10 protein-coding genes are annotated in these 12,777 nt (G+C 70.1%); 3 read left to right on the top strand and 7 right to left on the bottom strand.

What is annotated here, in order from left to right:
- Positions 1 to 3: 3 nt before the first annotated feature.
- The 5 genes from ACYQ1K_RS22605 to ACYQ1K_RS22585 all read right to left on the bottom strand — a co-directional run bounded on the left by ACYQ1K_RS22605 (position 4) and on the right by ACYQ1K_RS22585 (position 5,788).
- Positions 4 to 813, bottom strand: coding sequence for an ABC transporter ATP-binding protein (locus tag ACYQ1K_RS22605; protein WP_459985584.1), 810 nt, complete (start codon positions 811 to 813; stop codon positions 4 to 6).
- 6 nt (positions 814 to 819) lie between these two features.
- Positions 820 to 1,884 (bottom strand): ABC transporter substrate-binding protein, encoded by a 1,065-nt coding sequence (locus tag ACYQ1K_RS22600; protein WP_459985583.1) that lies wholly within the window; start codon positions 1,882 to 1,884, stop codon positions 820 to 822.
- A 68-nt stretch (positions 1,885 to 1,952) separates the two neighbouring features.
- Positions 1,953 to 3,314 (bottom strand): LLM class flavin-dependent oxidoreductase, encoded by a 1,362-nt coding sequence (locus ACYQ1K_RS22595; RefSeq protein ID WP_459985582.1) that lies wholly within the window; start codon positions 3,312 to 3,314, stop codon positions 1,953 to 1,955.
- Between the two features lie 121 nt (positions 3,315 to 3,435).
- Complete coding sequence (locus tag ACYQ1K_RS22590) at positions 3,436 to 4,728, bottom strand: ROK family protein (RefSeq protein ID WP_459985581.1); 1,293 nt, start codon at positions 4,726 to 4,728, stop codon at positions 3,436 to 3,438.
- A 178-nt stretch (positions 4,729 to 4,906) separates the two neighbouring features.
- Positions 4,907 to 5,788, bottom strand: coding sequence for a LuxR C-terminal-related transcriptional regulator (locus ACYQ1K_RS22585; RefSeq protein ID WP_459985580.1), 882 nt, complete (start codon positions 5,786 to 5,788; stop codon positions 4,907 to 4,909).
- Between the two features lie 106 nt (positions 5,789 to 5,894).
- Here ACYQ1K_RS22585 and acs point away from each other — a divergent pair, with 106 nt between their 5' ends.
- A complete protein-coding gene (gene acs / locus ACYQ1K_RS22580) occupies positions 5,895 to 7,865 on the top strand; it encodes an acetate--CoA ligase (RefSeq protein ID WP_459985579.1) in 1,971 nt (656 codons plus the stop codon).
- Positions 7,865 to 8,428, top strand: a complete 564-nt coding sequence (locus ACYQ1K_RS22575; RefSeq protein WP_459985578.1) for an adenylate kinase — start codon at positions 7,865 to 7,867, stop codon at positions 8,426 to 8,428. The genes acs and ACYQ1K_RS22575 overlap by 1 nt, the downstream gene beginning before the upstream one ends.
- A gap of 82 nt (positions 8,429 to 8,510) precedes the next feature.
- Here the strand turns inward: ACYQ1K_RS22575 and ACYQ1K_RS22570 are convergent, their stop codons facing one another.
- Together ACYQ1K_RS22570 and ACYQ1K_RS22565 are read right to left on the bottom strand one after the other, a co-directional pair.
- Complete coding sequence (locus tag ACYQ1K_RS22570; RefSeq protein WP_459985577.1) at positions 8,511 to 9,989, bottom strand: S8 family peptidase; 1,479 nt, start codon at positions 9,987 to 9,989, stop codon at positions 8,511 to 8,513.
- Positions 9,990 to 10,135: 146 nt separating this feature from the next.
- Positions 10,136 to 11,506 (bottom strand): FAD-binding oxidoreductase, encoded by a 1,371-nt coding sequence (locus ACYQ1K_RS22565; RefSeq protein WP_459985576.1) that lies wholly within the window; start codon positions 11,504 to 11,506, stop codon positions 10,136 to 10,138.
- A gap of 278 nt (positions 11,507 to 11,784) precedes the next feature.
- On the opposite strand from ACYQ1K_RS22565, the gene ACYQ1K_RS22560 reads away from it, so the two are divergent.
- Positions 11,785 to 12,348: a hypothetical protein gene (locus tag ACYQ1K_RS22560; RefSeq protein ID WP_459985575.1), complete on the top strand. Its 564-nt coding sequence runs from the start codon at positions 11,785 to 11,787 to the stop codon at positions 12,346 to 12,348.
- The last annotated feature ends 429 nt before the right edge of the window (positions 12,349 to 12,777 follow it).

Here is a 12,777-nt window from a genome sequence, read left to right as displayed (position 1 = left end):
CTCCTAGACGGCGACGGGTGTCTGCTGGGACTCGAAGCTGCGGCGCACCTCGTCGCGCAGCAGCGTCCAGATGTGGTGGCGTCGCTCGACGAACGCCGGAGCCGACCGCAGGTCCTCGCCCACGACGGTGTCGGGGAGGTTGACGTCGACGATCGCCTTGATCCGCCCGGGCCGCGATGTCATCACCGCGACGCGCTGCCCCAGGTAGACCGCCTCCTCGATCCCGTGGGTGATGAACAGGATCGTCGTGCCGGTGCGGCGCCAGATGCCGAGCAGGTCGTCCTGCAGCGCCTCGCGCGTCTGGGCGTCGAGCGCGGCGTACGGCTCGTCCATCAAGAGCACCGCCGGCTCATAGGCGAGGCTGCGCGCGATCGCGACGCGCTGCTTCATGCCTCCCGAGAGCTCGTGCGGGTAGCGGTCGGCGAAGGCGGACAGCCCGACGAGACCGAGGACCTCGCGAGCGCGCGCCGTCCGCTCCTTGCGCGGGACCTTCTTCTCCTCGAGACCGAACTCGACGTTGGCCAGCGCGGTGCGCCAAGGGAAGAGAGCGTACTGCTGGAACACGACGCCCCGGTCCAAGCCCGGTCCGGTCACGGGCCGGCCGTCGACGACGACCTCCCCGCGGGTCGGCCGGGTCAGCCCGGCGACGAGGTCGAGCAGCGTCGACTTGCCGCACCCCGAGGGGCCGACGAGCGTGAGGAGCTCACCCGCCGGCACCTCGAGGCTGACGTCGTCGAGGGCGACGAACTCACCGCCGGTCGATCGGTCCGGGAAGGTCTGCGTGACGTGGCGGATGCTGATCTCGCTGGTCATCGGCGCTCACCCGCCTTGCTTGACGTGGGGGTTGAACTCGTTGGTGTAGAGGTCCTTCGGGTCGGGCGCCTGCTTGACCGAGCCGGTCGAGAGCAGCCAGTCCTTCCAGAGGTCGAAGTCGCTGTCCTTGATCTCGCCGTACGCCGACGGCACCCCAGAGCTCTGCCAGTACTGCACGCTCTGGGTGTTCTCGTTCGTCCGCTTGCGGGCCTCGATGATCTTGACGAACTCGGAACGGACCTGGTCCTGCGGCGTCTTCTTCTCCCACTCGATCGCCTTGCCGACGCCGTCGACGAACGCTCGGACGGCGTCCGGGTTCTGGGCGATGACGTCCTTGCGGAAGACGTACTGGCCACCGTTGAACTGCCCGTACTGGTCGACCTGCGTCCACAGCGGGTGGATGCCTCCGTGCGAGAGGGCGAGCTGCTGGAACTGGCCTGACAGGGCGGCGACATCCACCTGATGGCGGCGCAGGGCGTCCTCCTGGTTGGTCGGCGGGAGGACCACGAGCTCGACCTTCTTGACGTCAGCCTCGGAGAGGCCGACCGAACGCAGCTCGTTGAACACGTCGGCCTCGTTCTGGCCGCCGAGCGTGTTGACCGCGACCTTCTTGCCGACGAGGTCCTTGGCGCTCTTGAGGGGACTGCCGTCGAGGACGTAGTAGCCCGTGAAGGTCTTGCCGTCGCCGCCGTAGTAGTTGAGGACGGCCTTGATCGGTGCTCCTGAGCTGACCAGCTTCTCGACCGCGCCGCCGAAGGCGCCACCGAAGTCGGTCTGCCCGGTCGCTGCGGACTGGATGTCCTGCGGGCCGGAGATGGTGTTGCCGACCCACTTGAGCTTGATCTTGCCCTTGAAGTAGCCGAGGTCGTCCGCGAGCTCAGGCAACGTGACCTGGTTGTTCCAGCCCTGGTAGCGCAACGTGGTCACACCGCCCTTGGCCTCGGCACCGGAGGACGCGCCACAGCCCGTGAGGGCGGCGGTCGCCACGGCGGCGACGGCCGAGAGGAGCAGTGTGGAGCGGGTCAGGCCGCGCGGCCGCCGTGTCTGGTCGGTCGTGGAGGGTCGTGCCACTGGATCGTCCTTCGTGTGGGTGGGGGAATCGGTGGGAGGGTGGAGATGCCCGGGGAGGGGCGGTCGGGTCACTTGCCTGCGGCGAGCGCGAGATCGGCGCGGTACAGGCTGTCGGGACGGGGCAGGCCGTAGTGGTCGCGCAGGGTGTCGCCGGTGTACTCCGTGCGGAACAGCCCCCGCTCGGCGAGGATCGGGACGACCTGAGAGACGAAGGCCTCGAGGAGCTGGGGGTAGAGCGGAGGCATGACGTTGAACCCGTCGGCCGCGCCGCTCTCGAACCACTCCTGGATCGTGTCGGCGATCTGCACCGGCGTGCCGTGCACGACGTTGTGCCCGCGGCCGCCGGCCAGTCGATGGAGCAGCTCGCGCAAGGTGGGGCGGTCGCGCTCCACGATGTTGGCGATGACCTGCTTGCGGCTGCGCCTGTTGTCCAGGACGTTGCCGGCCTGGCCGAAGACCTCGGTCGGCACGACCTCGTCCAGCTCGAGGTGGCGAAGCGAGACGCCGCCCATCTTCTCCAGCTGGTCGAGACCGTACGCCGGCACCGTGAGACTGTTGAAGTACTCGTAGAGCTCGCGTGCCTCGTCGGCGGTGTCCGCGATGAACGGGCTGATTCCCGGCAGGACGAGGACGTGGTCGGGGTTGCGCCCGAACGAGCGCGCGCGGCTCTTGATGTCGTCGTAGAACGCCTGCGCGTCAGGGAGGGTCTGGTGCGCGGTGAAGATCGCCTCGGCGTTGCGGGCCGCGAACGCCCGCCCCTCGTTGGAGGAGCCCGCTTGGACGTAGACCGGCCGCCCTTGCGGCGAGCGCGGCGCGTTGAACGGGCCCTTGACCTTGAGATGGCGCCCGACATGGTCGATGGCGTGGATCTTGCTGACGTCGAGGTAGTCGCCCGAGGCGCGGTCGGCGACGACGGCGTCGTCCTCCCAGCTGTCCCACAGCTTGGTGACCACGTCGACGAACTCCTGGGCGCGCCCGTAGCGCTCCTCGTTGCTGGGCGTCTGGTCGAGCCCGAAGTTGTGCGCGGCGTCCTCGCTGAACGTCGTCACGATGTTCCACCCCGCGCGGCCGTGCGAGATGCGGTCGAGGCTCGAGAACAGGCGGGCGAGGTTGTAGGGCTCGTAGAACGACGTCGAAGCCGTCGAGATGAGCCCGATCCGCTCGGTTGCGGTGGCGATCGCCGTCAGGAGGGTGATGGGCTCGAACTCGTGGCTCGGGCGGTAGCCGGTGCCGTACCAAGCGGGTCCGTCAGCCAGGAACACCGCGTCCAGCTTGGCCGCCTCGGCCGTCCGGGCGATCTCCTGGTACCACGAGATGTCGTCGACACGCTCGATCGCGCTGTCCGGATGGCGCCAGGACGCCTCATGGTGGCCGGTGTCGTGGAGGAAGGCGTTCAGGCTCAGCTGTCGGCCGGTCTGGGGAGTGCTCACATAACTAGATTAAGTCACTAGACATTATCGTCAACAATGCGCCGAAGTGAAATAAGTCCTCGACCGGCCCCGCCGGACGGCCCCGCCCGGACGGCCCCTGATCCCTGCGCTGCGTCTGCCGTCAGGACGCCGACGGCAGCCGGCCGACCACCTCCAGGGGTGCGGCGAAGATCCTGTCCAGCAGCACGCCCGCTCCGGCCATGGCCAGGAAGTCCTCGCAGCTGGGCGCGACGACGACCTCCGCCGGGTGTCGGAGCGTCCGCGAGCGAGCCGCCACCTCGGCGTAGAGCGCTTCGCGTGCCTCCGGCACCCAGATGAACCCGGCCTCGGTCAGCACGAGCACCTCGGGGCTGAAGAGGTCGACGAGGTGAGCCACGGCCTGTGCGACCACGCGGCTGCGCTCGACGAAGAGAGGGACGAGGCGCTGCTCGCCGCTTCGGACGAGGTCGACGAGGTCGGTGACGTAGCGCGCGCGGATGCCGAGCTCTGCTGCTCGGCGGAGCAACACATGGTCTGACGCCGCAGCTTGGAGGCAGGCGCTGTGGCCGCACTCGCAGGAGCCGGTGGTGATCGGGTTGGTGGTCGGGGTGGTGCTGGCCGGGTCGGTCGCCGGGTCGGTCGACGGGTCGGTCGTCGGGTCGGTCGTCGGGTCGGTCGCGGGGTCGGTCGTCGGGTCGGTCGCGGGGTCGGCGTCGACGGGCAGGTGGGCGAGGTGTCCGGCGGCTGAGTGACGCCCACGATGAACGTGCCCCTGCGTTGAGAAGGCGCCGTCGACGACGTGCCCGACGAACAGGTGGACGATGCTCTCGCGCGCCCGGTCGACGTGCCGGCCGAGAAGCTGCTCGGCCCGGAGCAGGGCTCGGCCGTGGTTCTCGACGTACGTCGGCAGGCCGGTCGCCGCCTCGAGCATCTGGGTCAGCGGCACGTCGTGCCAGTCGAGCATTGCGTTCTCGACGATGGTGCCGGTCGCCTCGTCGACCCAGCCTCCGATCGCCGTTCCGATCCCGTGGACGCGCCGGTCGGCATGCTCCGCGCACAGCTCGCGTGCCGCCCGCGCAACGGCGGCGATCGCGTCAGCCGGGTCGGGTCGATCGTGGGGAAGGCTGCGTGAGGAGAGAACCCGTCCGCGCAGGTCCACCACCGCGACCGTCGCCTTCGGGATGGCGACGTGCACGCCGAGCACGACGTTGGCGTCGCACTCGAGGTCGAGCGGCACGTGCGGGCGACCGAATCCAGGTGGGCCGGCTGCCTCGGGCGCCTCGCGGATCAGGCCGACGTCGAGCAGCGCTGCGCTGATCCCGCTGACCGAGGCGGTGGAGATGCCCGTCAGTCGGGCCACGTTGCTGCGGGCGACGGGGCCATGGTCCAGGACGGCCCGCAGCACGGCCGCCGAGCTCTCCGCTGCGCGGCGCACGGGGGGACGGTCGGGGAGGTCGACGCGTCTGGTCGACGTCGAAGGACGGGGTGCTCCCGGAGTTAATCGCACCATTTAACTAGACTAATGAGCGCTGCTGCGTGAGCACGGCCATCTCACCTGAAGGACGGGCTCGGGTCACGTCCCTCTCATCGTGAGTGCCGCCGCGGACTGCGCGTCAGTCGACGATGCCGAGCCGCCGCGCTTCGAGCGCGGCCTGCACCCGGTTCCGGACGCCGAGCCGCCCCATCGCCGCCCGCAGATAGCTCTTGACGCTGAGCTCCGAGAGGCCCAGGTGCTCGGCGATCTGAAGGTTGCTGAGGCCGGCGGCGACGAGGCGGACGACCTCCGTCTGCCGAGGCGTCAGACACGTGGCGGCTCGCGGCTGCACCGACTCGCCGATGAGCGCGCGCAGCGCCCGCGCCGTGTCCGGGTCGCTGGTCGAGTCCGCCAGGGCGGCGAGCTGGGCACGGACCTCGGCGCGAGGCTCGCCGTACCGCTCGCCCGGCTCCGCTCCATACCTCAGGTCGAACCCCTCGCCATAGCCCGCGCCATACCCCCCGGCGGCTTCCGAGCGCGACGCAAGGATCCGCACCCGCTCGTCGACGAGGTCGCGGACGTGGAGCTCGTGGGCGATCCGGGCGGCCGCGCGCTGCAGGCTGCGCAGGTGGTCCGAATCGACCTCGGTGCCGCTGCGGAAGCCGCCGTAGAGCAGACCGGCGATCCGGCCCCGGACCGTGATCGGGGCGACGGAGAGTCGGGCGATCCTCTCGCCGAGGATCTGCTCGTCGAAGTCGTGGGTGATCTCATGTGCGGTGGCGTAGTCGGGGACTGTCTGGGCCCGACCGGCGGTCCAGCAGCGGCCGCCGAGGCCACGGCGGGGTTGGACGACGATCGTGCGCAACGCGTCGGTCTGCGCGCCGGTGGCCGCGGTGACCCGGATCTGGTTCGCCTCGCGCAGACCGCCGAAGACCACAGGGATCCCGGCGTGGCGGCGCAGGTTGCGGCTCGCCAGGCGGACCAGCTCGTGGTCGTCGGGGCGCATGACATCCGCGATCACCCACTACCTCCTAACGGACCTAGTCACGCCGGCCGTGCGCCGCCAATGTGCTGCGCGACACAACGAGCCCAGCATAGAGATCCGACGACTCCCCGAAAGGCACCACGTGACGCACGCCACCATCCAGGCTCTCGGCCATGAGCACCGCCGCTTCGCACCGCCGGAGGGGCTCGCCGCCGACGCGAACCTGAAGGCGGATGCCTTCGACGCAGCAGCGACCGATCGGCTCGGGTTCTGGGCCGAGCAGGCCGCCCGGATCAGCTGGGGCCGGCCGTTCGAGGAGGTGCTGGACTGGTCCGAGGCACCGTTCGCGAAGTGGTTCGTCGGGGGAGAGCTCAACGCGGCGTACAACTGCGTCGACCGCCACGTCGAGGCCGGTCATGGCGACCGTGTCGCACTCCATTTCGTCGGCGAGCCTGAAGGCGACACGCGCGACATCACCTATCGCCAGCTCCAGGACGAGGTGTGCCGGGCGGCCAACGCTCTGGCGAGTCTGGGTGTCGAGGCGGGCGACCGCGTCGCCATCTACATGCCGATGATCCCCGAGACGGTGGTCGCGATGCTGGCCAGCGCACGTCTGGGCGCGGCGCACACGGTGGTCTTCGGCGGCTTCAGCTCCGATGCGCTCAGCAGCCGGGTGGTCGACTTCGACGCGAAGCTGATCGTCACCGCCGACGGCGGCTACCGACGCGGTGCGTCGTCGCCGCTGAAGCCGGCGGTCGACGAGGCGGTGGAGAAGTGCCGTGGGGAGGGCAAGGAGGTCGCCACGGTGCTCGTCGTCCGACGCACCGGCGACGACGTGGCCTGGCACGAGGGCCGCGACGTGTGGTGGCACGACGTGGTCGACACTGCTTCGAACGAGCACACGCCGGTCGCCTTCGACGCGGAGCACCCCCTGTTCGTCATGTACACCTCGGGCACGACCGGCAAGCCCAAGGGGATCCTGCACACGACAGGCGGCTACCTGGTGCAGGCGGCGTACTCCTTCTGGGCCGTCTTCGACCACAAGCCGGACGACGTCTTCTGGTGCACCGCCGACGTCGGCTGGGTCACGGGACACTCCTACCTGGTCTACGGGCCGCTCGCGAACGGCGCCACTCAGGTCCTCTACGAAGGTACGCCGGACTCGCCGCACCGCGGCCGGTGGTGGGAGATCATCGCGTCCTACGGTGTCACCGTGCTCTACACGGCACCGACGGCGATCCGGACGTTCATGAAGTGGGGCGACCACATCCCGGCCGAGTATGACCTCTCGAGCCTGCGGATCCTCGGGTCGGTCGGGGAGTCGATCAACCCGGAGGCCTACGTCTGGTATCGCGACACCATCGGCGGTGGTCGGACTCCGGTCGTCGACACCTGGTGGCAGACCGAGACCGGCGCCCACATCATGAGTCCGCTGCCCGGCGTCACCGCTGGCAAGCCGGGCTCGGCGATGGGCCCGATCCCGGGCATCAGCGTGGACGTCGTCGACGACTCCGGCACGCCGGTGAAGAACGGCGAGGCCGGCTACCTGGTGATCACCGAGCCGTGGCCGTCGATGCTCCGCACGATCTGGGGCGACCCCGACCGCTACCGCGAGACCTACTGGTCGCGCTGGGAGGGGCTGTACTTCGCCGGTGACGGCGCCAAGAAGGACTCCGACGGCGACATCTGGGTGCTCGGCCGGGTCGACGACGTGATGAACGTGTCCGGGCACCGGCTCTCGACCACCGAGATCGAGTCCTCCCTCGTCGCGCACCCGAAGGTCGCCGAAGCCGCGGTGGTCGGTGCCGCCGACGAGACCACGGGCCAGGCCGTGGTCGCCTTCGTCATCCTGCGGGAGTCGGCTGCCGACGACGCGGGCGACATCGTCGCCGATCTGCGCGCCCACGTCGGGCACGACATCGGCCCGATCGCCAAGCCGCAGCGGATCCTCGTCGTTCCCGAGCTGCCCAAGACGCGCTCGGGCAAGATCATGCGGCGCCTGCTGCGCGACGTCGCGGAGAACCGCGAGGTCGGCGACGCCACCACGCTGGCCGACAGCTCGGTCATGGACCTCATCGCGGCAGGGATGAGCAGCGGCCCGGAGACCGACTGATGCGCGTGTTGCTGATGGGCCCGCCGGGCTCGGGCAAGGGCACCCAAGGTGCCCGCCTCGCGGGCCGGCTCGGTCGGCCGCACATCTCGACGGGCGACCTCTTCCGCGCGCACGTGCATCAGCAGACCGAGCTCGGCCGGCAGGCGCAGCGGTTCATGGACGCGGGGGAGTACGTGCCCGATCACGTCACCAACGCGATGCTGCGAGACCGCCTCGCCGAGCCCGACGTCGGGCGCGGGTTCGTCCTGGACGGCTACCCGCGCACGCTCGACCAGGTCCAGACCCTCGACGCCGTCCTGTCCGAGCACAGGGCGGCCGTCGACCGCGTCGTCGAGCTCGTCGTCGACAAGGCCGAGCTCCTCGGTCGCCTGCTCGAGCGCGCCCGCACCGGCGGACGCACCGACGACACCGAGTCGGTGATCATGCAGCGGCAGGCGGTCTACGAGCGGGAGACGAGCTCGCTGCTGGCGGCGTACGAGAGGCGCGGCCTGCTGTGCCGCGTCGATGGCGTGGGCGACGTCGACGCCGTCCAGCGGCGGATCGGGGTGGCGCTCGAGAGCTGAGCTGCTCGAGATCGATGCCCGACCCGGCAGGAGCACCGCCGGGCCGGGCATCGCCTCACTCATGCGAGATCGGCGCTGACGATCACTGGACGGCCGCCAGCGCGTTCACCTCCCCGGCTCCGTAGAAGGAGTTGTGGCCGGTCCCGCCGCGGCACACCTGCGGAGCGCCGTCGTTCACGCTGGGGAACGGGGCGTACAGGCTGGCATCCGGACACGGTAGCGGTGTCGCGGTCCGCTGGATCTTGGCCTCGACCGCCCGCGGGCTCATGCCGGGGTGGGCGCTCAGGACCAGAGCCGCGACGCCGGCGACGTGCGGGCTGGCCATCGAGGTGCCCTGGAGATAGCAGTACGTCGCGCCGTCGGCGACCACCGGCCGCAGGCACGGGTCGCCTGCGGGGTAGGTGGAGAGCACGCGTCCGTTCGGGGCATCCGCCGTCACCTGCAGGAGCGAGTCGCCGCCGGGAGCCGCCACGTCGACGGTGGAGCTGCCGTAGGAGGAGTAGAAGCTCTTCAGGTGCAGCACTCCGGTCGCCGAGACGCCGATGACCCCCGGCACGTCGACGGGGACGGAGGCACACGCGTTGGTGATGTCACGGACTACCGGTGTGGTGTCGTCCGGGCTCTGGGCGTCCTGGCGGAGGTGGTTGAGGTCGTCGGAGAAGTTGCCCTCGGCCGCGACGACCACGATGCCCTGGGACTCGGCGTACTGGATGGCGCGCGACTCGGCGGTCCAGATCGCCCGCTGGGCGGGGTCGTTCTTGCAGTTCATGTACCAGGGGTCGGCGAAGTAGCTGTTGTTGGTCACGTCGACGCCGTGAGCGGCCGACCACATGAAGGCGCAGACGACGGCTTCGGGGAAGAAGAAGCCCTCGTCGTTGCCGGCCTTGACCCCGGCGATCCGGACGTTCGGAGCCACGCCTTCGATGCCGATCCCGTTCGCGGCGGCCGCGATCGTCCCGGCCGTGTGCGTGCCATGTCCGTCCTTGTCGTTGCCGACGCCGAGCGGTGCCGGCACGCCGCTGGTGCAGTCCGTGCTGGCCGCGGCGTCGTAGTTCGGCGCCAGGTCGGGGTGGGTGAAGTCGAGTCCGGTGTCGAGATCGGCGACCAGGACGTCACGGCTCCCGGCCGTGATCTGGTGGGCGGCCGGCGCGTTGATGTTCCGCATGTCCCACTGCAGCGGCGCAAGCGGCTCGGTGCTCACCACAGTCGGTGCGGCGCCGCCGACCTGGGCGTCGTCACCGAGCGACGTGGCATAGGGCCGAGTCGGCGCGGCTGCCTGGACGCCGTTGGCGGCGCCGACCGCCGAGGCGAAGTCCGATCGGCCGGACCGCGCGACGACGACCCCGATCTGGGCGTAGGTCGCCACGACCGTGCCGCCGGCGGCGGCGACCGCCTTGGCCGCCCCGGACGTCGAGGCACCGGTCTTGTAGAGCACGAGGTAGGTGCTGTCGGCTCCCGTCGAGGCCGCGTCGACGGGAGCAGTGGCGGTGATCGCCGCCGCTGCGGCGAGGGCGGCGGCGCCGAGCAGCGCCGTCGTGGCCTTGCGTGGGTGTCTGATCATGTCTGTCCTCCGAGTGCCGTGGCGACATGGGTGAGCGCCACCGTCGACCGTCGGTCAGTCCGGAGGGTGCCCACATCGCCCGGATCGGGCCATGTGGGAGGTGCGCCGGGCCGACGGCGTACGGCGCACCTGGTCGACTGGAGGCCTCAGGCCGGCGCGATGTTCTGGTTGTGCCGGAACAGGTTGCCGGGGTCGTACTGGGTCTTGATCTGCTGGAGCCGGTCGTAGTTGCCCTTGTAGTTCGCCCGGATCCGGTCCTGGTCGTCGCCGGCCATGAAGTTGATGTAGCCGCCCTCCTCGGAGTGTGGCGCGATCGCGTCGTAGTAGCCGCGGACCCAGGCGGTGTTCTGCTCGTCGTCGGCCGCATCTGGCCACATGCCCGCGATCACGGTTGCGAAGTTGGCGTCGCGGTAGGCGAAGGCCGTCGCGTCCGACGACACCCGGTTGCACGCGCCGTTGATCGGGTAGATGTGCATCGTCGACGTCATGGCGGGCACCTTCGAGCCGTGCTCGACGTGCGCGTCGATCGCCTCGTCGGTGAGCTCCTTGGCGAAGCTGGCCTTCCAGTAGTGACGCAGTCCCTCCGGGTAGAGCGCGTCGAAGGCGCTGTTCAGGGCGGGATAGGGCATGGGTCCGACCATCTCGGCCACCGACGGCGCGAAGTCGCGCAGCGGCTTGAGCACGGTCTCGCCCTTGCCCACGTCGCCGGCCCAGCAGGCCACGAAGAGCGCGAGGGTCGTGCCGTGACGCTCCTCCGGGATGAACGGCAGCGGAGGCGCGATCTGGTACGCCGGGAAGCCGCCGAACTGCTCCGGGGCATCGGCGATGAGCTCGCGGTAGAGCCGGAACAGGTCGCCCGCCTTGTCGAGCTCGAAGAAGATTGGACCGCCGTAGATGTCCTTGACCGGGCTGAGCCGGAACTCGAAGGACGTGACGACGCCGAAGTTGCCGCCGCCCCCGCGGATCGCCCAGAAGAGGTCGGCGTCGTCCTTCTCGCTGGCGAGGTGGAACGTCCCGTCGGCGGTGACGACATCGGCTGCGATGAGGTTGTCCAGCGACAGCCCGAGGCCGCGTGCCAGGTAGCCGATCCCGCCGCCGAGCGTGAGGCCGCCGACGCCGGTGGTCGAGATGATGCCGCCGGTGGTGGCGAGGCCGAACGGGTACGTCGCAGCGTTCAGGTCGCCCCAGGTGGCGCCGCCCATGACGCGAGCGGTGCGGGTGACGGGGTCGACACGGACGCCGCGCATCGCCGACAGGTCGACGACGACCGCACCGTCCGCCGTGCCGAAGCCGGGGACGCTGTGCGCGCCGCCGCGGACGGCGACGGTCAGCCCATTGTCAGCAGCGAAGCGCACAGCGGTCATGACGTCGCCGGCGTTCACTGCCTGGACGACGACGGCCGGGCGCTTGTCGATCATGCCGTTGCGAACGGCCCGCGCCGTGTCGTAGCCGGGGTCGGCAGGTCCGGTGACGATCCCTCTGATCTCGGCTCGCAGCGTCTCCAGGTCGATGCTCATGATGCCTCCTCGGGGTCCGGGAAGGTCGCGTCCGGGCGACAGGGGGCGCCGAGGGGCGTTTCCCGAGAAAGCGTCGAGCGGGGCGTCACGAGCCGCGGCGATCCGCGACCGATGGGGTAGGACCGACGCTAGCGGCCGCTGGCGCGCACGAACAGCGGTGGAGCGGGTGAATTTGCGGTGCCTTCATGGGACCTGCCGCGGCGTCCGTCGTGCAGTGGCGGCGATCTGGGTACCGTGGAGACGCGGGCGTTCGCACGCAGGCGAGCGGGGGGCTCGTGATGGACTCGGACTCGACGTGGACAGACTCGGACTCGACGTGGACAGAGGGGCCGACGCTCTCGGCCTGGTGGTACGACTCGCCGAGGGGCGCGGTCGCCGGCAAGCTGCGGCTCGACCGGCTGGTCCAACGCGGGGCGGTCATCGCGGTCGATGTCGCGACGGCGACGTGGGTCGGAGGTGCCCATCGTCCGCGAGTCGGCAACGGTCACGGGGGCCTGATGCTCGGCGCGAGCCGATCCTCACCGCTGGAAGTGCTCCTCAGTCTGGTGCTCAGCCATCCCCGCATGTCGGATGGCGAGCTTCGGGAGCTCATGCACGAGATCGGCCGCACCGGCATCACCGAGGGGTTCCTCCGCGAGCTGCGGGACGGGCTCGTGCCCGACTCCTCCGCGCTCGTCGTGCTGTCACTCGGGGCCGACGTCGAGGCGGTTCAGGAGGTCATCGAGCGCGGACGGGCCAGGGGAGACGTCCGGCTTCTCCACACACCGATCGACCCCGACGGCCTTGCCGACCTCGAGCACTTCGCCCGTCGAAGCGCGCACCCCGACGGGGAGCTCGGCTGACGCGCGGTCTGCGGCATACAACCCTTGGGCATACCACCCCTGGGGGTGGCGCAGACGGTGATCGGCGCTGTCACGATGCGAAGCAGGGGCGCTGACCGGACCGCGCGCGGGGGACGATCCGGTCAGCGCCCCTCGTTGCGCCGTTCGCTTGTGCCCTTCGCGAGGCCAAGCCTCTGCACGTCGGCACATCCGTACTTGCGCTATGATCGAACATATGTTTGAATAAGTCTAGATCTTCGGTTGCTCGCTCGTAGGGCAGCCTCCCTCCACGTTGATCTGCTGACTTGTCCGTCTGCTGTCCGTGGAGCCCTGATGACCTCTCCTTTTCCGGAGCCGCCTCGTCGGCCTGCTGTGACGCGGTCGCATCAGGTGCATCGGTTCCTGGGCCGGCTGGGTGAGGTGTTGGACGAGGTGGGCACCGAGACGTTG

Source organism: Nocardioides sp. AN3, from assembly GCF_054653495.1.
The sequence above is the reverse complement of the archived record's forward strand: the minus strand, read 5'-3'. Positions and strand labels throughout refer to the sequence as shown.

Coding starts and splice junctions, on each gene's coding strand:
- ACYQ1K_RS22605 (WP_459985584.1), bottom strand. CDS start 813: ATGACCAGCGAGATCAGCATCCGCCACGTCACGCAGACCTTCCCGGAC.
- ACYQ1K_RS22575 (WP_459985578.1), top strand. CDS start 7,865: ATGCGCGTGTTGCTGATGGGCCCGCCGGGCTCGGGCAAGGGCACCCAA.
- ACYQ1K_RS22570 (WP_459985577.1), bottom strand. CDS start 9,989: ATGATCAGACACCCACGCAAGGCCACGACGGCGCTGCTCGGCGCCGCC.
- ACYQ1K_RS22565 (WP_459985576.1), bottom strand. CDS start 11,506: ATGAGCATCGACCTGGAGACGCTGCGAGCCGAGATCAGAGGGATCGTC.
- ACYQ1K_RS22560 (WP_459985575.1), top strand. CDS start 11,785: ATGGACTCGGACTCGACGTGGACAGACTCGGACTCGACGTGGACAGAG.